Source organism: Fusobacterium sp. DD2 (assembly GCF_018205345.1).
Lineage (GTDB): Bacteria > Fusobacteriota > Fusobacteriia > Fusobacteriales > Fusobacteriaceae > Fusobacterium_A.
This window is the reverse complement of the sequence record NZ_JADRHM010000038.1, coordinates 1-21,057: the sequence shown is the minus strand read 5'-3', so window position 1 is coordinate 21,057 and position 21,057 is coordinate 1. Positions and strand designations below refer to the sequence as shown.

At 33.3% G+C, this 21,057-nt stretch carries 18 protein-coding genes; 17 read left to right on the top strand and 1 reads right to left on the bottom strand.

The window, feature by feature from the left end:
• Positions 1–331 precede the first annotated feature (331 nt).
• Complete coding sequence (locus tag IX290_RS07150) at positions 332–2,623, bottom strand: patatin-like phospholipase family protein (RefSeq protein ID WP_349290749.1); 2,292 nt, start codon at positions 2,621–2,623, stop codon at positions 332–334.
• A gap of 130 nt (positions 2,624–2,753) precedes the next feature.
• Between IX290_RS07150 and abc-f the strand changes: the two genes are divergently transcribed.
• The 17 genes from abc-f (at position 2,754) to IX290_RS07065 (ending at position 21,054) form a co-directional block, all read left to right on the top strand.
• Positions 2,754–4,670 (top strand): ribosomal protection-like ABC-F family protein, encoded by a 1,917-nt coding sequence (abc-f, locus tag IX290_RS07145; protein WP_211492524.1) that lies wholly within the window; start codon positions 2,754–2,756, stop codon positions 4,668–4,670.
• A 148-nt stretch (positions 4,671–4,818) separates the two neighbouring features.
• Entirely contained in the window at positions 4,819–5,187 is a 369-nt protein-coding gene (gene rpsL, locus IX290_RS07140; protein ID WP_211492523.1) for a 30S ribosomal protein S12, read from the top strand.
• A gap of 24 nt (positions 5,188–5,211) precedes the next feature.
• Positions 5,212–5,682, top strand: coding sequence for a 30S ribosomal protein S7 (gene rpsG, locus IX290_RS07135; RefSeq protein WP_211492522.1), 471 nt, complete (start codon positions 5,212–5,214; stop codon positions 5,680–5,682).
• Between the two features lie 51 nt (positions 5,683–5,733).
• Positions 5,734–7,815, top strand: coding sequence for an elongation factor G (fusA, locus tag IX290_RS07130; RefSeq protein WP_211492521.1), 2,082 nt, complete (start codon positions 5,734–5,736; stop codon positions 7,813–7,815).
• Between the two features lie 78 nt (positions 7,816–7,893).
• The gene (tuf, locus tag IX290_RS07125; protein WP_211492520.1) at positions 7,894–9,078 is read left to right on the top strand and encodes an elongation factor Tu; all 1,185 of its coding nucleotides are present in this window, start codon (positions 7,894–7,896) and stop codon (positions 9,076–9,078) included.
• A gap of 75 nt (positions 9,079–9,153) precedes the next feature.
• A complete protein-coding gene (locus tag IX290_RS07120; RefSeq protein WP_211492519.1) occupies positions 9,154–9,747 on the top strand; it encodes a hypothetical protein in 594 nt (197 codons plus the stop codon).
• An 89-nt stretch (positions 9,748–9,836) separates the two neighbouring features.
• Complete coding sequence (locus IX290_RS07115; RefSeq protein ID WP_211492518.1) at positions 9,837–10,658, top strand: transketolase; 822 nt, start codon at positions 9,837–9,839, stop codon at positions 10,656–10,658.
• On the top strand, positions 10,658–11,584 hold the full coding sequence (locus tag IX290_RS07110; protein WP_211492517.1) for a transketolase family protein: 927 nt from the start codon (positions 10,658–10,660) through the stop codon (positions 11,582–11,584). Before IX290_RS07115 ends, IX290_RS07110 begins: the two co-directional genes overlap by 1 nt.
• Positions 11,585–11,664: 80 nt before the next feature.
• Positions 11,665–12,519 carry a permease-like cell division protein FtsX gene (locus tag IX290_RS07105; protein WP_211492516.1) on the top strand — a complete coding sequence of 285 codons (855 nt, stop codon included), beginning with the start codon at positions 11,665–11,667 and terminating at the stop codon, positions 12,517–12,519.
• Positions 12,516–13,613 carry a peptidoglycan DD-metalloendopeptidase family protein gene (locus IX290_RS07100; RefSeq protein ID WP_249168886.1) on the top strand — a complete coding sequence of 366 codons (1,098 nt, stop codon included), beginning with the start codon at positions 12,516–12,518 and terminating at the stop codon, positions 13,611–13,613. The genes IX290_RS07105 and IX290_RS07100 overlap by 4 nt, the downstream gene beginning before the upstream one ends.
• An 11-nt stretch (positions 13,614–13,624) precedes the next feature.
• The gene (locus IX290_RS07095; protein ID WP_249168885.1) at positions 13,625–14,422 is read left to right on the top strand and encodes an NAD(+)/NADH kinase; all 798 of its coding nucleotides are present in this window, start codon (positions 13,625–13,627) and stop codon (positions 14,420–14,422) included.
• The gene (gene recN, locus IX290_RS07090; protein ID WP_211492514.1) at positions 14,416–16,080 is read left to right on the top strand and encodes a DNA repair protein RecN; all 1,665 of its coding nucleotides are present in this window, start codon (positions 14,416–14,418) and stop codon (positions 16,078–16,080) included. The genes IX290_RS07095 and recN overlap by 7 nt, the downstream gene beginning before the upstream one ends.
• 8 nt (positions 16,081–16,088) lie before the next feature.
• Positions 16,089–16,877 carry a site-specific integrase gene (locus IX290_RS07085; RefSeq protein WP_211492513.1) on the top strand — a complete coding sequence of 263 codons (789 nt, stop codon included), beginning with the start codon at positions 16,089–16,091 and terminating at the stop codon, positions 16,875–16,877.
• Positions 16,878–17,771: a GTPase Era gene (era, locus tag IX290_RS07080; protein WP_211492512.1), complete on the top strand. Its 894-nt coding sequence runs from the start codon at positions 16,878–16,880 to the stop codon at positions 17,769–17,771.
• 53 nt (positions 17,772–17,824) lie between these two features.
• Positions 17,825–19,531: an ABC transporter ATP-binding protein gene (locus IX290_RS07075; RefSeq protein ID WP_211492525.1), complete on the top strand. Its 1,707-nt coding sequence runs from the start codon at positions 17,825–17,827 to the stop codon at positions 19,529–19,531.
• A gap of 13 nt (positions 19,532–19,544) precedes the next feature.
• Positions 19,545–20,471, top strand: coding sequence for a haloacid dehalogenase-like hydrolase (locus IX290_RS07070; RefSeq protein ID WP_211492511.1), 927 nt, complete (start codon positions 19,545–19,547; stop codon positions 20,469–20,471).
• A 70-nt stretch (positions 20,472–20,541) separates the two neighbouring features.
• Positions 20,542–21,054 (top strand): PepSY domain-containing protein, encoded by a 513-nt coding sequence (locus IX290_RS07065; RefSeq protein ID WP_211492510.1) that lies wholly within the window; start codon positions 20,542–20,544, stop codon positions 21,052–21,054.
• Positions 21,055–21,057 lie beyond the last annotated feature (3 nt).

Genomic DNA, 21,057 nt, shown 5'->3' with positions numbered 1-21,057 from the left:
TACAAAAAAGAGAGCTGAGTAAAACATTTTTTTAAAAATGTTACTCAGCTTTTTTTATTATTAAAAAATCCACAAATTAAAATCACAAAGTATATGTATAATCCAAACAACTTCACCGATAGTGAAAGGAGAAAACCTTTCTTTACATAATAAAAATCAGGAGAGCCAGGTAATATACTTTCTTTCTGTAATTAGAATCCAAATTCAAGATGAATATTAAACCCAATAGCTGTATATCTCCTTATATAATGTAATTGGCTCTTCTCAAAGGAGAAAAAAGAGGCTGCTGCATTTTTATAGATTTGCAACAGCCTCTTCCTTTTATATATAACTAAAAAATATATCCTAAATAGATTTCAAGTAATGGTGCAGATGAATGAAGATTATTTGACATCATTACTGAGATAGGTCCAAGGAATGTATCCCAGCCTATTCCTCCTCCATAACCCTGCTCCCATTTATCTCCAATATCCTGAGCACCCTGGAATGAAAGACCACGGTTTCCATAAGTAATAGCATTGTATCTACCTACTAAATATACAGAAGGAAGAATATTGTATTGGGCACTTATATATCCAGAATAGAACTCATCAGCATAAACTCCCATCATAGGAAGTCCTGCAAAGGCAGTGTATTTAGGTGTAGTTCTAAATCCTCCAATTTTGAAAAGCTGATTGTTAGGAATATTACTACCTGTAATTCTTCCAGTAGCTCCACCAATAGAGAGACTTAGACGTTTATTTAATGGATAGTAGAGTCCAAGATTAGCTTTGTATCCATTAAAATGTCCATCGTCAAAGACCTTGGCATTAAACTGTTCAAGATACATATTTATACCTTTTGTAGGGAAATATGGATGGTCCAAAGTATCTAAAAACATATAGCCTTTTTGAATAGTAGCCTGATATGTTTCTCCAAAATCCAGGATATTTCTCTCACCACGAAGATAATTTGTATCGTTGTTTAAGTATCCTAAAGTCAGTCCAGCTACAAACTTATCTGATATAGCTGTTGCAAATCCAATTTCACCAATAAATCTGTTGCTCTTATATGTAGCTATATTATCTTTATTTCTATAGATAAATAGTGGGTCATTTTCAAATCCAACTTTTAAAGTTCTCATAAGTTTAAGCTTGTTAAACTCATAAAATGAGAGATTATTCATAGTCAGTTTAGGGAATTGAGAGACCTCAGCAGTAAGAGTATAGTTTTTAGTCCACTTACCAAAGTTAGGTACAGTAGCAGCTACATTCATTGAACCACCATATTGAGATGTGTAGTTTAAAGCAGCTTTAATATTGATACCAGATTTTTCAACTACTGAGAATGTAACTGTATCTCCATCTACATCATAAAATACCTTTTCTATATATGGTATAGAGTAGATTTTTTTACTCCATAGATACAGGTCTTCTTTGGTAAATTCATGATTTTTAACCTCAGGCATAAGTTTTTTAACTTTAGAAAGAGTTAAAATTTCATTACCTGTAAGCTTGATATCCTTTATATATACAGGTGAATTTTCAAGACGTCTATCATGGATTTGATTATATGCTTCTGGAAATTCAAGATGCTTAAATAGATATGCATATTTCTCAGCAGCTTCCTCTCCATCTTTAACAAGTCCACCAAGGTTATCAAAATCAAGTGTATTATGATTTTTTACATCTGGAACTATTAAGATATCAGCAAGATGTTTTTGAAACTGAGTATTTCTATTACCATTATATGTAGAGATTTTATCTAAAACTGTTACAACAGATGAGTTTTCATTTATCTTAGTAGCATCAGCTGATATATCTACAGCAATTATTATATCTGCTCCCATTTTAATAGCTTCTTCAATTGGGAAGTTATTTACAACTCCTCCATCTACATAGTAAGAACCCTTATCATTTACAGGCTCTACAAAGCTTGGGATAGCCATACTTTTAAATGCACTTAAAGCTAAATCTCCACTGCTTAATACTACCTCTTTACCAGTATTAAGGTTGGTAGTAATTGCTCTATATCTCATTGGAAATTTATCAAAGTCATGGATAGATTCAGCTCTCGCAAATATCTCCTTCAATTGGAAATATATCTTTTGACCACTTGTAAATCCCATAGGAAGAGAAAGATTCATATTCTTATCAATAGTTACAGTAAATGGATAGAGTTCATTTATTGTTTTTTCCTCTATATTTTTCATCTTTCTATCTTTAGAGTTATTTAAAAGTGAAAAGAAATCAAGGTTTAAGACAGTTTTTTCTATCTCATCAGGTGTATAACCAATAGAGTACATTCCACCGATTATACTTCCAATACTTGTACCAATAACCATATCCACAGGGACTTTATACTTTTCAAGGACTCTTAAAACACCTATATGTGCAGCTCCTTTTGCCCCACCGCCACTTAAGACTAAAGCTATCTTAGGACGCTTTTCCTCTTTTTTACCCTTTAGAATCTCATCTGAATTATTTTCCAGAAGCTTTTCCCTTAAAAGAAGAAGGTTATTTTGTTTATTTACAAGGTTTGCTATTTCATTATCAATTGCAGCTACTCTCTCTTCTTTTGACTGGAATCCTTCTCCAAATACAAGAGAGGAGAGCATCATAAATATCAGGATATATTTTTTCACATTCTACCTCCATAGGTTTTTATTATATTTTATCATCTTAGGGAGAAAAATAACAGTGGAAAGAGAACTTTACAATAAATCCCTAATATGTTAATATTTTAATGGAATTATAGAAAGTAGGAGAAATGTAATGGCACTTTTGCAAGTAAACAATTTATATATGGGATTTACAGGAGAAACACTATTTAGAAATGTAAGTTTTTCTGTAGATGAAAAAGATAAAATAGGAATAATAGGTATAAATGGAGCAGGGAAATCAACTCTTATAAAGATACTTCTAGGTCTTGAATATGATGATGTTGACCCTGAAACAAATGAGAGAGGGACAATTGCCAAAAAAGGTGGATTGAAAATAGGTTACCTTTCTCAAAATCCAAGACTTAACCATGACAATACAGTATTTGAAGAACTTATGACTGTATTTGACCATGTGAGACAGGATTATCACAGAATTCAGGAGTTAAATGTAATACTTGCTGAAAATCTGGATGATTTTGATAAGACTATGGAAGAGCTTGGACATATTACAGCTAGATATGAGCAAAATGAAGGTTATGCAATAGAGTATAAGGTTAAACAGGTATTAAATGGACTTAGCCTTGCTGAAAGTCTATGGAATAATAAGGTGGGAGATCTTTCTGGAGGACAGATGTCAAGAGTTGCTCTGGGTAAGATACTTCTTGAAGAACCAGAACTTTTAATACTTGACGAGCCTACAAACCATCTTGATTTGAATGCTATTGAGTGGCTTGAAAAGATGCTTAAAGATTACAAAAATGCTGTAATGGTAATTTCCCATGATATCTATTTTCTAGACAATGTAGTTAATCGTATTTTTGAAATGGAAGGTAAAACATTGAGAACTTACCCTGGAAACTATACTGATTATACTATTCAAAAGGAAGCCTATATCACAGGTGCTGTAAAAGCCTTTGATAAGGAACAGGACAAGATAAGAAAGATGGAGGAATTCATCAGAAGATATAAGGCAGGGGTAAAATCAAAACAGGCTAGAGGAAGAGAGAAAATCCTATCTAGAATGGAGAAGATGGAAAACCCTATTATCAGTAGAAAAAATATGAAACTTAAATTTGAAACAGACACTACAAGTGTGGATCTGGTTCTTAGAATAAAAGATTTAAGCAAATCATATGATGGACAGAAGATATTTGAAAATATAAACCTTGATATCTATAGAGGAGATAGAATAGGTATAATTGGAAAAAATGGTGTTGGAAAATCTACTATATTAAAGATAGTAAATGGTCTTGAAACTCAAACAAGTGGAGAGGTAAAAATTGGTGACAGAGTAAAGATAGGTTACTATGACCAAAATCACCAGGGGTTAAATCCAAATAGAACTATTATAGAGGAACTTATGTATCACTTTGTGCTAAGTGAAGAGCAGGCAAGAAATATCTGTGGTGGGTTCCTATTTAGTGAAGATGATGTCTATAAAGAGATAAAAAGTTTAAGTGGTGGAGAAAAGGCAAGAGTTGCTTTTATGAAACTTATGCTTGAAAAGCCAAACTTTTTAGTACTTGACGAGCCTACTAACCACTTGGATATCTATTCAAGAGAGATATTGGAAGAGGCATTAGAAGATTACACAGGAACAGTACTTGTAGTATCACATGACAGAAATTTCTTAGACTGTGTAGTTAATAATATATATGAAGTAAGAAAAGATGGAGCATCACTTTTCAAAGGGGATTATAACAGTTATTTGGCTCAAAGAGATAATCCTAAAGAAAATAATGAGGAAAAAGTTCAAGCTGCACTTTCTTATGAGGAACAGAAAAAAATAAAAAACAGAATATCTTCATTAGAGAGAAAAATAGCACAGGCTGAAGAGGATATTACTGAAATAGAAGAGGAAAAGGCTGCAAAAGAGGAAGAATATAATGAAGCAGGACGTGTAAATGACCTGGATAAACTTATGGCTTTGCAGGAAGAATTAGAGGAGTTAGATACCAGAATTCTTGAAATTATGGAGGAGTGGGAAGCACTTGAAAAAGAGCTAAATTCTTTAAAAAACTCTTTATAAAAACTGAAAAATGTGATATAATGAAAAGGATTTATAAAATGTAGCTATATTTTTATTGACTTTTTTGAAATTAATGATTATAATATTCAAGTTATAATAAACATTAAATAAAACATTAAAAATTTAAAAAATTAGGAAGGAGGGTAAAATGCCTACTTTAAGTCAATTAGTAAAAAAAGGTAGAGATGTTCTATCTGAAAAGAAAAAATCACCAGCATTGCAAGGAAACCCACAAAGAAGAGGAGTTTGTGTAAGAGTTTATACAACTACACCTAAAAAACCAAACTCAGCTTTAAGAAAGGTTGCCAGAGTAAAATTAACTAACGGGTTAGAAGTTACTTGTTATATTCCAGGAGAAGGACATAACTTACAAGAACACTCAATCGTTCTAGTAAGAGGAGGAAGAACAAAAGACTTACCAGGAGTTAGATATAAAATAGTTAGAGGAGCTCTAGACACAGCTGGAGTTGCAAAAAGAAAACAAGCAAGATCTAAATACGGAGCTAAGAAAGCGTAATTATAGGAGGTGAACAGTTAGAAAATGTCAAGAAGAAGAGCAGCGGTAAAAAGAGATGTATTACCTGATTCAAGATATTCTGATAAAGTTGTAACTAAGGTTATCAACTCAATCATGTTAGATGGAAAAAAAGCTATAGCAGAAGGAATCTTCTATTCAGCTATGGATTTAATAAAAGAAAAAACTGGTAAAGAGGGGTATGATGTATTTAAACAAGCTTTAGAAAACATTAAACCTCAAATCGAAGTTAGATCAAGAAGAATTGGAGGAGCTACATACCAAGTTCCAGTAGAAGTTAAAGCTGAAAGACAACAAACTTTAGCTATCAGATGGTTAACTCTTTATACAAGACAAAGAAAAGAGTATGGTATGATCGAAAAATTAGCAGCAGAATTAATCGCAGCAGCTAATAACGAAGGAGCTACTATCAAGAAAAAAGAAGATACTTATAAAATGGCAGAAGCTAACAGAGCTTTCGCACACTACAAAATTTAATTATTCTGTATAGACAGTATTTCGTAAAAAACACGAGGAGGAAAAATTTTAATGGCTAGGAAAGTTTCATTAGATATGACTAGAAACGTTGGAATTATGGCTCATATCGACGCGGGAAAAACTACTACTACTGAAAGAATCCTATTCTATACAGGAGTAGAGCATAAAATTGGAGAGACTCACGAAGGAGCCGCTACAATGGACTGGATGGCACAAGAACAAGAAAGAGGTATCACAATTACTTCTGCAGCAACTACTTGTTTTTGGAGAAACCATAGAATAAATATAATAGACACACCAGGTCACGTGGACTTTACAGTAGAGGTTGAAAGATCTCTTAGAGTTCTAGACGGTGCAGTAGCTGTATTCTCAGCAGTTGATGGGGTTCAACCTCAATCAGAAACTGTATGGAGACAAGCAGACAAATATAAAGTACCAAGAATCGCATTCTTTAACAAAATGGACAGAGTTGGTGCTGACTTCAACATGTGTGTTGAAGATATAAAGGATAAATTAGGAGCTCACCCAGTACCTATTCAATATCCTATTGGTGCAGAAGATAACTTCGAGGGAATCGTTGACCTTATCAAAATGCACGAAGTTGTTTGGCCAGTAGATTCAGACAACGGTTCAAGATATGATATTCAAGAAATCAGACCTGAATTAAAAGATAAATGTGAAGAATTAAGACAACACATGTTAGAATCAATTGTTGAGACTGACGATGCGTTAATGGAAAAATTCTTCGAAGGTGAAGAAATCACTGAAGATGAAATCAGAACAGCTTTAAGAAAAGCTACAATTGCAAACGTAGTTGTACCAGTAACATGTGGAACAGCTTTCAAAAATAAAGGAGTTCAATCATTACTAGATGCTATAGTTGACTATATGCCAGCTCCTACAGACGTTGCAATGGTTAGAGGAACTGACGTAAAAGATCCTACTGTTGAAGTAGATAGAGACATGTCAGATGAGGCTCCATTTGCAGCTCTTGCATTTAAAGTTATGACTGACCCATTTGTTGGAAAATTAACATTCTTCAGAGTTTACTCTGGAATCGTTGAAAAAGGATCATACGTTCTAAACTCTTCAAAAGGTAAGAGAGAAAGAATGGGAAGAATCCTTCAAATGCACGCTAACAAAAGAGAAGAAATCGATGCAGTTTACTGCGGAGATATCGCTGCTGCAGTTGGATTAAAAGAAACTACAACAGGAGATACTCTTTGTGACGAAGCAAATCCAATAGTTCTAGAAAAAATGGAATTCCCAGATCCAGTTATCTCAGTTGCTGTTGAACCAAAAACAAAAGCTGACCAAGAAAAAATGGGAATCGCTCTTTCTAAACTTGCAGAAGAAGACCCTACATTCAGAGTTAAGAGTGATGAAGAAACTGGACAAACAATAATTTCAGGAATGGGAGAACTTCACCTTGAAATTATCGTTGACAGAATGAAGAGAGAATTCAAAGTTGATTCTACAGTAGGTAAACCACAAGTTGCTTACAGAGAAACAATTCTTGGAACTACTGATCAAGAAGTTAAATATGCTAAACAATCTGGAGGTAGAGGACAATACGGACACGTTAAAATTATCCTTGAACCAAACCCAGGTAAAGATTTCGAATTTGTTAACAAAATTACTGGAGGAGTTATCCCTAGAGAATATATTCCTGCAGTTGAAAAAGGATGTAGAGAAGCTCTTGAAAACGGAGTTGTTGCAGGATACCCTATGGTTGATGTAAAAGTAACTCTATATGATGGATCATACCACGAAGTTGACTCATCAGAAATGGCATTCAAGATTGCTGGATCTATGGCAACTAAACAAGCAGCAGAAAAATCACAACCAGTTATTCTAGAACCTATCTTCAAAGTAGAAGTAACTACTCCAGAAGAATACATGGGAGACATCATTGGTGACTTAAACTCTAGAAGAGGAATGGTAAGTGGAATGCACGATAGAAATGGTGCAAAAATCATCTCTGCTAAAGTACCTTTATCACAAATGTTCGGATATGCAACTGACTTAAGATCTAAATCTCAAGGAAGAGCAACTTATGCAATGGAATTCTGTGAATATGCACAAGTTCCTGCATCTATCCAAAAAGAAATTCAAGAACAAAGAGGAAAATAGTTTTATAACTATATAAATTCGGTTGGTACTTCGGTACCAACCTTCAATAATAAATAAAAAACCTAGGAGGAGAATTAAATGTCTAAAGCAAAATATGAAAGAAGTAAACCACACGTTAACATCGGAACAATTGGACACGTTGACCACGGAAAAACAACTACAACTGCAGCTATCTCTAAAGTATTATCAGATTTAGGACTAGCTCAAAAAGTTGATTTCGGAAACATCGACGCAGCTCCAGAAGAAAAAGAAAGAGGAATCACAATCAACACATCTCACATTGAGTATGAAACTAAAAACAGACACTACGCTCACGTTGACTGTCCAGGTCACGCTGACTACGTAAAAAACATGATCACAGGGGCAGCTCAAATGGACGGTGCTATTCTAGTTGTTTCTGCAGCTGATGGACCAATGCCTCAAACAAGAGAACACATCCTACTATCTAGACAAGTTGGTGTACCATACATCGTTGTATACTTAAACAAAGCTGACATGGTAGACGATCCTGAATTACTAGAATTAGTTGAAATGGAAGTAAGAGAATTACTTAACGAATATGGATTCCCAGGAGATGACATCCCAGTTGTTATTGGATCTTCATTAGGTGCTTTAAATGGAGAACAAAAATGGGTTGACAAAATCATCGAATTAGTTGACGCAGTTGACGAATACATCCCTACACCTGAAAGAGCTGTAGACCAACCATTCCTAATGCCAATAGAAGACGTATTTACTATTACAGGAAGAGGAACAGTTGTAACAGGAAGAGTTGAAAGAGGAGTAATCAAAGTTGGAGAAGAAGTTGAAATAGTTGGAATCAAACCTACTACAAAAACTATCGTAACTGGAGTAGAAATGTTCAGAAAACTTCTTGATCAAGGTCAAGCAGGAGACAACATTGGAGCTCTATTAAGAGGAACTAAGAAAGAAGACGTTGAAAGAGGACAAGTTCTTGCTAAACCAGGATCAATCACTCCTCATACAAACTTCAAAGGAGAAGTTTACGTTCTAACTAAAGAAGAAGGAGGAAGACATACTCCATTCTTCTCAGGATACAGACCTCAATTCTACTTCAGAACAACTGACATCACTGGTGCAGTTACATTACCTGAAGGAGTAGAAATGGTAATGCCAGGAGACAACATCACAATGACAGTTGAATTAATTCACGCTATCGCAATGGAAGCTGGACTAAGATTCGCTATCAGAGAAGGTGGAAGAACAGTAGCTTCTGGAGTTGTATCAGAAATAATCAAATAGTAATTACCTGAATAGGGTATTTTGGAGGGAGAGCAGATACCTGCTCTCCTTTTTTTTTAAGACAGAGGAGAACCTATGGATTTTTTAAACAGTTTTTTAAATAAAGTGCCTCTTATGGGTATAATAGTCTCTTTTGCAGCATATTTTTTAGGCATAAAATTTCCAGACTGGGACTTTAAAATGAAGCTGGCACATAGAAATATTCTTACACACAGTCCATTGATCCTGTTGCTTTTTATAAAAGTGTATCATGAAGCTCCAAATGAGGTATTTAGATATTTCATTATAGGATTTGCTTTAGCACTGTCTCTACATTTCATATTTGATCTGTATCCAAGGGGATGGGGCGGAGGAGCTTTGATAAATATACCTTTTGTAAAGAAAGCATGTAGCCCAAAGCTAAGTAAAAGGATTCTTTTTTTCTCAATTGTCGTAAGTGCAATAGTTTCAATTGCATATACTACTGATTTGATGGAAGTCTACTATCTTGCTATACTAGGTTTGATAACCATCTTAAAAGATACAGTGAAGGAAGAGAAGCTATTTAGACCGCTACTTTCATTTTCTGTATTCATAGTTGTATTAGGATGTATAAAATATAGGGAGTTATTTATAAGTTTAAAAGCTGGTTCACATTATCTACTTGATCAAATATCTATGTTTTTTTAAGTAAAATCATAGCTTTTCTTGACAAGGAGAGATATAAAATAATATAATTTAAATGAGTTTAAATATTTGAAAGGAGAAATAATAGATAAATGAAAGATATTAAATATCTAGAAGAAAAAGCGACAAACATCAGAAAATCAATAATCAAAATGATTTGTAAAGCTAAATCAGGACATCCTGGAGGATCATTATCAGCTACAGATATAATGACAACACTTTATTTTGCTGAAATGAACATAGATCCTGCTAATCCAAAAATGGAAAACAGAGATAGATTCGTTCTATCTAAAGGGCACGCAGCACCTGCTCTATATGCTACTTTAGCAGAAAGAGGATACTTTGACAAAGAGGGGTTAATGACTTTAAGACAATATGGATCAATATTCCAAGGTCACCCAGATATGAAAAAAGTACCTGGAGTAGAAATTTCTACTGGATCATTAGGACAAGGATTGTCAGTAGCAAATGGAATGGCTTTAAATGCAAAACTTTCTGGACTTTCATACAGAACATACATAATCTTAGGAGACGGAGAATTACAGGAAGGTCAAGTATGGGAAGCTGCAATGACTGCTGCTCACTACAAACTTGATAACATCTGCGCTTTCGTTGACTCTAACAACCTTCAAATTGACGGAAACGTTGACAAGGTAATGGGAGTAGAACCTTTAGATGCTAAATGGGAAGCTTTCGGATGGAATGTTATCAAAATTGATGGACACAACTATGAAGAAATACTTAAAGCATTAGAAACAGCTAAGACTGTTAAAGGAAAACCAACTATTGTTATTGCTAAAACAATAAAAGGTAAAGGAGTTTCATTTATGGAAAACGTTTGTGGATTCCACGGAAAAGCTCCAACAGAAGAACAAGCTGAACAAGCATTAGCAGAATTAGGAGGGAATAACTAATGAGTAAAAAATCTACAAGACAAGCTTATGGAGAAGCATTAGTAGAATTAGGGAAAATAAATAAAGATGTAGTGGTATTAGATGCTGACCTTTCAGGATCTACAAAAACTTCATTATTCCAAAAAGAATTTCCTGAAAGACACTTCAACGTAGGAATTGCTGAGGCAGATTTAATGGGAACAGCTGCAGGATTTGCTACTTGTGGAAAAACAGTTTTTGCTTCAACTTTCGCAATGTTTGCTGCAGGAAGAGCATTTGAACAAATAAGAAATACAATTGCATATCCAAAACTAAATGTAAAGATAGCTCCAACACATGCTGGAATTTCAGTAGGTGAAGATGGAGGATCACACGAATCTGTAGAAGATATCGCTTTAATGAGATCAATACCAGGAATGGTAGTATTATCTCCAGCTGATGCTGTAGAAACTAAAAAAATGATATTTGCAGCAGCAGAATACAATGGACCAGTATATATTAGAATGGGAAGACTTGACATAGATACAATACTTCCTGAAGATTACGACTTCCAAATCGGAATTGCTAATACATTAAGAGATGGTAAAGACGTAACAATAGCTGCAACAGGACTTATGGTTGCAGAAGCTTTAAAAGCAGCTGAAACTCTAGAAAAAGAAGGAATTTCAGTAAGAGTAATCAACGTGGGAACTATAAAACCACTTGATGGAGAAACTATACTTAAAGCTGCAAAAGAAACTAAGTTCATAATCACTGCTGAAGAACATTCAGTAATTGGAGGACTTGGATCTGCAGTTTCTGAATTCTTATCAGAAGTACACCCAACTAAAGTTAAAAAACTTGGAATCTACGATAAATTTGGACAAAGTGGAAAAGGTCAAGAATTACTTGAAAAATATGAATTGACAGCAGCTAAGTTAGTGCAAATGGTTAAAGAAAATATGTAGTATTGCAGGGGCTGGCGATGTTTGCTATTTGCCAGCCCCTCTTTTTTAAAGTGTGAAAAAATTTTTATGATGAGGTGCCTATGAAGAACTTTGATTTTATAAACAGATATGGTAATTCGATACAGAATAAAATTCAGATAAAAAAGACTACTTTTGTTTTAATGACATTATCCTTTATCATTTTAAATTTTTTTATTGTTTCTTTTCTTAATGTACAATGGATGAAAAAAGAGATAAAGTCTACTTATTTCTTTACAGCAGACTTTCAAAAAGATGTACCAAATAGTGAAAAGGAAAAAACAGAGATTGATGTATTAAAATTAGATGGAGTAAAGAAATTGAGATATGTGTCTAAAGAGGAGGCTTTTCAAAAACTTCAACATCAGCTTGATATTGCAATACCAAGAAGTGAAAACCCACTTTCAGACAGTATGATAATATACTATGATAAACCTTCTGATATTGAGGGAATACAGGTTAATTTAGAAAGCAATCAAAATATTAAAGAGGTTTTTGTAGATGGAACATATATTGCCTATAAAGACAAAGAGATGAGATTTTATAATATGCTTGCCTGGTGCATAGGTCTTTTAGGGATACTTCCACTATCTATAATAACTTACTTAGTCTATTACAGCTCTATTTCCATTGACTATATCAACAATGTAGGAATAATCCAGGATGATAAAGTGAATAGAAAGAGATCTAAGAGGATTAATGTTCTACCTGTTATTGCAAGTGCAACAATGGGAGTTTTAATATTTTTTAATATATATATTTATTTTAGGGAGCATCTGCTTAGTATAAGTGGTAATTATATTATTTTAAGTTTGAAAGAACTTGCATTTATGCACCTTCTTATACTCTTTGTAATTGTTCTTCTTATGTTGTTAAAACCTACTAAGATAATGGTTTTAAAGAGGGGGGAGTCTTGAAAAGAGTAATTTTATTATTTATTATGATAACTTCCTTTACTTTTTCTGAAAGTGTTACAGACATGGAGAAAAAAGTAAAAAATATAGAGAAACAGATTCAGGTAAAAAATACCAGAATAAAAAATATAGATGTACAGACACATCAGATTGAGGCACAGATAAAGACTATTGAAAAAGAGATAGTTGATATTGGAAATGACAGACAAAAAATCTTAAATGATATAAGGACAGTTGAAAAAAATATAGATTATGGAAAGAGAAATCTGGGAATTACTTCAACTGAACTTGATAGAAAAAAGCTGGAGTTTAAGGCAAAGATAATTGCCTGGAACAGATACAGCAAAGAGAAAGAAAAAATTTTAGATGAGCAGTCACTTTTAAAGAAAAACTTTGTAAGACTTCTATATGGAGACTTAGAAAAGATGGAATACATTAAAAATGTAGAAAGTGATATTAAAAAGGTCAAAAGCGATATTGAAGTTCAAAAGGCTCAACTGAGTGTACTTAGAAATAAACTTGCTCAAAACCTTTTACAGATGGATAGAAAAAAAGCACAGCAAAGTGCTCTTATAAAAAGACTGGCTGCGGAAAAAAGTGGACATGTACGTAGTATAAGTCAACTTCAAAAAGAAAAAGAAAGAATAGAAAAACAGATTAAAGAGATAATTGTAGCAAGAACCAAAACAGATACCAAGGTAGTCAATAAATCACAGGCTTATTCTAAATTAGGTCGTGTAATAAAACCTGTAGATGGTCCTATTGTAGTCCAATTCAATGAGAAAAAACAGCAACAGGTAACAAGCAACGGTATTGAAATTCAAGGAAGAATGGGAGCGAAAATAAAAGCTTCAGCAAAAGGAAAGGTAATATATGCTGATGTCTTCCAGGGACTTGGAAAAGTGGTAATGATAGACTATGGATACAATATGATAGGTGTTTATGGTAACCTTATTGCTACAAAAGTAACATTGAACCAGCAGGTTCAACAGGGAGCTGAAATTGGAGTATTAGGACTTTCAGTAGAGGGAAAACCAAATCTATACTATGAACTTAGATTTAACTTGAAACCTATAGACCCAGTTCCAATGTTTTAATGGAGGAAAATATGAAAAAAGTCTTTATTTTATACAATGAAGATAAGCCTGTAGCTAAAGAGATATATGATATAAGCTTAGATTACTTTAAGAAAAAAGGAATTGAGGTAACTAACAAGGCTAATAAGGCTGACTTTGGAGTGGTAATTGGCGGAGATGGAACTTTTTTAAGAGCTTTTAGAAACTTTATATTTAAGAAAAATCTCTATGTAATTGCCGTAAATGCAGGAAGTCTTGGGTTTTTAACTGAGATAAAAAAAGAAAATGTATTATTTGAATATGATAACTTTTTAAAAGGAGATTTCAACTCTGAGAAGAGACATGTACTTAAAGTTGAGATAGATGGGAAAAAATATTATGCATTGAATGAGGTAGTAGTATCTAAAGCAGGTATAACATCAAGAGTATTAAGAGTTAACTTTAAAGCTAATGATGAGTATATGTGCACCTATAAAGGTGATGGAGTCATTGTGGCTACACCAACTGGGTCAACAGCTTATTCAATGTCAGCAGGGGGACCTATTATCAAGTCTGATATGAAAGCTATGGTAATAACACCTATAGCTCCTCACAATCTAAATACAAGACCAATTGTAATAGGTGGAGAGGAAAAACTGACTCTTAAACTTGAGGATGAAAAAAGACTTGGACAGGTTATAATAGACGGACAGACAAATAGAAAAGTAACAATGGAAGATGAAATCAAAATAGAGTATTCTAAACATATGCTACATCTTGTAATACCGAAGAATAGAAACTATTACAGTGTATTAAGAGAAAAATTGAAATGGGGAGATAATCTGTGTTAAGAGAGCTTAAAATAGAAAATCTAGCTATAATAGATAAACTTGATTTGGAATTTGATGATGGCTTTATTGTACTTACAGGTGAAACAGGTGCTGGTAAATCAATAATCCTAAGTGGAATAAATCTGCTTATTGGAGAAAAAGCCACTACTGATATGATAAGAACAGGAGAGAAGTCTCTTTGTGCTCAAGGTGTATTTGAAGTAAATGATGAGCAGAGAGAGGAGATTTTAGCAACTTTTGGAATAGATGCTGAAGACAATGAGGTAATAGTAAGAAGAACATTAGATACAAGAGGAAGAGGAAAGGTCTATGTAAATGGAATGAGAGTTTCTCTAACCAATCTGAGAGAGATAATGGGAACTCTTGTGGATATTGTAGGACAACACTCACATCAGATGTTACTAAATAGGAATAATCATATTAAATTACTAGATAAATTTTTAGGCGATAAGGGTAGAGAGCTGTTGGAAAAAACAGCATCTCTATCTTCAAAATACAAAGAACTCACTACAAAAATAGAAGAGATAGAAAAAGACAGAAAAGATGCTATTGAAAAGAAAGAATTTTATGATTTTCAGCTTGCAGAACTCGAAAAGGTAAATCCAAAACCTGGAGAGGATGCAGAGCTTGAAGATGAGTATAAAAAGCTTTTCAATGCTGGTAAAATTAAGGAAAAGATACAGAATTCAACATTGTACTTAAGAGATGGAGAGATAAATGCAATCCATCTTTTATATAATTCTAAAAAAAATATAGAGGGACTCACTAAATATGGAGATGAATTTGGAGAGGTCTTAGATAAATTAGATAAAATCTATTATGAACTGGAAGACTGTGTAGATATTATGCAGACACTTGGAGAGGATATTGATATAGATGGAAATCGTCTTCAGGAAGTAGTGGACAGAATAGATGTCTTAAACAAACTTAAGATAAAATATGGAACTACTATTGAAGGAATAATAGAGTTTAAAGAGAGCATAGCTCAGAAGATAAAGCTTTTAGAGGATAACAGTTTTGCTATGCAGGATATGTTAAAAGAAAAAGATGCCATTGAAAAAGAGTACTGGAAAGTGGCAAAAGAGCTAAGAGAACTTAGAAAGAAAAAAGCTGTTGGAATAGAAAGAGAGCTTAAAAACGAACTTAAATTCTTAAAAATGGCTGACTCTAAAGTGCATATTGTAATAGAGGACAGTAAAGAGATAGGTCCTAAGGGATCTGATATTGTTGAGATATTTATCTCTACTAACCTTGGACAGGATCTGAAACCACTTGGCAAAATAGCTTCAGGTGGAGAGGTAAGTAGAATAATGCTGGCTCTAAAGGTTATATTCTCAAGAGTTGACAATATTCCAATACTTATCTTTGACGAGATAGATACAGGTGTAGGAGGAGAGACTGTAAGAAAGATAGCAGATAAACTTCGTGAGATTGGAGACCATGCTCAGGTGGTATCAATTACACACTCTCCAGCAATAGCTGCAAGAGCTCATCAGCAGTTCTATATTAAAAAGAAAAGTGATAACAACTCAACTAAGAGTATAGTGACAAAACTTGATTATGAAGGAAGAGTACAGGAAATAGCTAGAATGCTGGCAGGTGAAAGTGTTACAGAGGCAGTAATTGAGCATGCCCGTGAATTACTAGAAGAGCAATAGGTGATAATATGGACTTGATAAAGGAATTCTTAGATAATTCAAAAAATATAGGTAAGATAAACAGCACAACACTGGAAATATATAGAAAAGATATTGAAGATTTTGATGGATTTATTGTAGGTAAAGAACTTATAGATGTCACTTCTCAGGATATTATAGATTTTATAGCAAAATTAAAAACGAGATACAGTGACAGATCTATTTATAGAAAGATAAGTTCAATTAAAAGTTTTTATAAATATCTTATTGAAAATAGAATAATTGATATCTCTCCTGCAAGTGATATAGAGCTTCCAAATAAAATAGAGAAGAAAACTGAACCATTGGAAAAATGGGAGATAAAAAATATTTTAGATGCCTGTGGTGATTCCTATGAGGAGAAAAGGGATTCTTTAATAATAAGAATACTTTGTGAGACAGGACTTAAGATTGGAAATGTTTTGGATCTTGAAAAAGAGAGATTGGAACTTGCAAATTTTAAGGCAATTAATATATATGTTAATTCAAAAATCATAAATGAACCTTTAAGTGATAAATTAGCTGAGGATTTGAAAGAGTTTGCAGAACTTTTTGCAAAAAAATATCCAGATCAGAATAGACTTTTTGGAGAGCTTTCAAGACCTGCATTTAGAGTTAGATTTAAGATATATGCAAAAAGAGCAGATATTGAAAGAGAAGTATCACCTAGTATGATAAAGAAAATGGTGATAGAAGAAAAATTAAAAGATGAAGATGGAATGACTCTTATAGATAAGATAAGAGCTGAATATATGAGAATAGGAATAGGAGATGATTAGGTGAAAGCTGGATTTATAGCAGTAGTAGGAAGACCCAATGTAGGTAAGTCTACACTTATAAATAAATTGGTATCTGAAAAGGTAGCCATAGTTTCAAATAAAGCAGGAACAACAAGAGATAATATAAAGGGGATACTTAATTTTAATGATAATCAGTATATCTTTATAGATACTCCAGGAATACATAAGGCAAAACATCTGCTTGGAGAGTATATGACAAACTCTGCAATTAAAATATTAAAAGATGTAGATGTGATATTATTTGTATTAGATGGAACTCAGGAAATCAGTACTGGAGACCAGTTTGTAATGGAGAAAGTAAAAGAAGCAAGAAGAACTCCAAGAATACTTGTTGTAAATAAGATAGATAAATTAACTGATGAGCAGCTTGTAGCTAAAAGAGCTGAGATAGCTGAGAAATTAGGAGATTTTGATGGAATAGTAGAGATAGCTGGACAGTATGGAATAGGACTTCCAAAACTTCTTGAAAAGATAGATCCATTCTTAGAAGAGGGAATAAAATATTATCCAGATGATATGTATACAGATATGTCTGTGTATAAGATAATTACTGAGATTGTAAGAGAAAAAATACTTCTTAAAACAAGAGAAGAGATACCTCACTCAGTAGCTATTGAGATTTTAAATGTAACAAGAAGAGAAAATGGTAAGGATAAATTTGATATCAATATCTATGTAGAAAGAGATTCTCAAAAAGGAATTATCATTGGTAAAAATGGTAAACTTCTTAAAGAGATAGGAGCAGAGGCTAGAAAAGATATTGAGGAGTTATTAGGAGAGCAGATATATCTTACTCTTTGGGTAAAGGTTAAAGAGGACTGGAGAAAGAAGAAACCTTTCCTTAAAGAGATGGGATACGTAGAGGAGAAATAGTTTTATAGAGAGAAAAGGAGATAAAATTGGATAATACAAAAATGGGAAAAAGAATATTAAAAAGATTCGTTTCTTATTACAGGCCATATAAGAAAATGTTTTTCATGGACCTTTTAGTAGCAACTGTGTCAGCTCTTTGTGACCTTGTATATCCTATGATTACAAGAGATGTAGTAAATAGAGTTATTCCCAATAGAGAATTCAGATTTATAATTATATTTGGAGCTGTGCTTTTGGGAGTATATCTGGTTAAAATGTTCTGTACATACTGGATGCAGTATTGGGGACATCTGGTAGGTGTTGGAATGCAGGCAGATATGAGACGTGATATTTACGAGCATCTTCAAAAATTACCAGTTAAATATTTTGACGATAATCAGACTGGTGGAATAATGTCACGTATTGTAAATGACCTGCAGGATATTTCAGAGCTTGCCCACCATGGACCTGAAGATTTATTTATATCATTTTTTATGATTTTAGGGTCATTTATAGTTTTAATAAGAATAAATATCATACTTACTGTTATTGTTTTCTGCATACTTCCATTTATAATCTGGTTCAGTATGTATAAAAGAAAGAAACTTCTGGCATCTTTTATGAAAACAAGAGAGAAGACAGGGTATATAAATGCCAAACTGCAAAATAGTATTTCTGGAATCAGAGTTTCTAAAGCATTTGTTATTGGAGAGGATGAAAAAGAGAGATTTGAAGAGGGAAATCAGCAGTTTGTAAATGCTAAAGCATTCTCATATAAGGTTATGGCTGAATATGGTGCAGGAGTAGGATTTTTAACAGACCTTCTGGATTATTCAGTTCTTATATTTGGAGGAATATTTGTTTATTATGGCAAGATAAATATTGGAGATTTCTTAGCATATCTTCTATACATAAAGATATTTACTCAGCCAATTAAGAGACTTATTGCTTTTGTAGAGCAGTTTCAAAATGGTATGAGTGGATTCAAGAGATTTATGGAGCTTATAGATATTGAGCATGAAAAAGATAGACCTGATGCTGTAGAGCTTAAAGAGGTCCATGGTCAAATAGATTTTGAGAATGTAAGTTTCAGTCATGAGGACAAAAAAGTTCTTGATAATATTACACTAAGTATAAAACAGGGTAAGATACTTGCACTTGTTGGACCATCAGGTGGAGGAAAGACAACTCTTTGTAACCTGATTCCAAGATTTTATGATGTTGACAGTGGAGATATTAAAATAGATGGTAGAAGTATCTATGATGTAAAGGTAGATTCTTTGAGAAGAAATATTGGAATAGTTCAACAGGATGTATTTTTATTTACTGGAACAATAAGAGATAATATAGCTGTTGGAAAAAGTGATGCTACAGATGAAGAGATAATGGATGCTGCTAAAAAGGCAAATATCCACGACCTTATTATGGAGATGCCTGAAGGTTATAACACAAATGTAGGTGAAAGAGGGGTAAAACTTTCTGGTGGACAGAAACAGAGAATAGCAATAGCTAGAATATTTTTGAAAAACCCACCTATTTTGATATTGGATGAGGCTACTTCAGCTCTTGATAATATAACTGAAAAACTTATACAGAAATCTTTGGAAGATCTGTGTAAGGGTAGAACAACAATTGTAGTTGCTCACAGATTATCTACAATTCAATCTGCTGATGAGATAATAGTACTTACTGATAATGGAATAGCAGAACGTGGAACTCATGAGGAACTTTTAGCTCAAAAAGGATTTTATTATAAGCTTAACAGTGCAAGTGAATTATAACGGAGGGAAAGCTATGAAAAGATATTTAGATTGCAGTGCCAGTGATTTGGAGAAAATGGGAAGAGATGAACTTTTACAATCAATAGCAGCAAGTGAAGGTAGATTAATTGTTACTGAAACTATAGGTGTAGCTAATCCAATGCTTGGAGATGTTACAAATGCAGAGCTTGCAGCAAGTATGGGAGCTGACCTTATTTTATTAAATCTTTTTGATGTAAATAATCCAGTGATAAATGGAATTTCATGTGAGGATAAAAAAGATATAGTAAGAAAGGTTAAAGAACTTACAGGTCGTAAAGTTGGAATAAATCTTGAACCTCTAGAACAGGGAGTAACAAGCAGTGTAGATATAAAAAGTACTTGGGAACTGTCTTCTGGAAGAAAAGGAACTCTTGAAAATGCACAAAAAGCAGTTGAAATGGGAGTGGACTTTATAGTTTTAACTGGAAATCCAGGGATAGGAGTTACTAATAAAGCCATAGCTGAAACTTTAAAAATATATAAGGAAAATTTAGGAGATAAAGTAGTATTAGTTGCAGGTAAGATGCATGCAGCTGGAATTTTAACTGAAGCTGGAGAAAATATAATTACGAAAGCTGATGTTGAGGAGTTTTCTAATGCTGGAGCAGATATTATTTTAATGCCTGCACCAGGTACTGTACCAGGAATTACAATGGAATATATAAGAAGCCTTGTAACTTATGCTCATTCATTGGGAAAACTTACATTAACAGCAATAGGGACTTCACAAGAGGGAGCAGATACAGATACAATAAAGCAGATAGCATTGATGTGTAAAATGACAGGAACAGATTTACATCACTTAGGAGATGCGGGATATTTTGGTATGGCACTTCCTGAGAACATATTGGAGTATGGTAAAGTAATAAGAGGTGTAAGACACACTTATCGCAGAATGGCACGTTCTATAAAAAGATAGATTTTTTTCATTTTCTTTTATACGAATATCACATTTTTAGATTAATATCACTAAAAAAAAGGAGGGAGAAATGAAAAAAATTGGAAAAACTTTATGTGGATTAATAGGCGGATTTATACTTCTATCAGGTGCAGTTGCAAATGAAGCTTATGGAAATAATCAAAGGAGATTATTGACAGAAAAAGAAGCAGTAAAAATAGCTTTGGATAATTCACCAAACTGGAAATTAAAAAAGATAGAGACAGAGATTAAAAAGGGAAAAGAGATATACGAAGTGGTACTTGTACATGATAGAGATGAGAAAGAGTATCTTATCAATGCAAGAACTGGTGAAATAGTAAAATATGAGGTAGAGGACCACGATGATGTAGTTGAATATGGAGATACTAAGATATCTTTTGAAGATGCAATAAAAATAGCTCTGGATAAGAGTGAAAATGGTGTCTTTAAAAAGGTTGAAATTGAAAGTAGAAGAGGAAAACTATATTATGATGTTGAGGTTCTGGAACCTACTAAGAAAAAAGAGTATAGGATAGATGTGGAAGATGGTCAAATAATATCCACTAAAATAGAGAATAGATAAAAT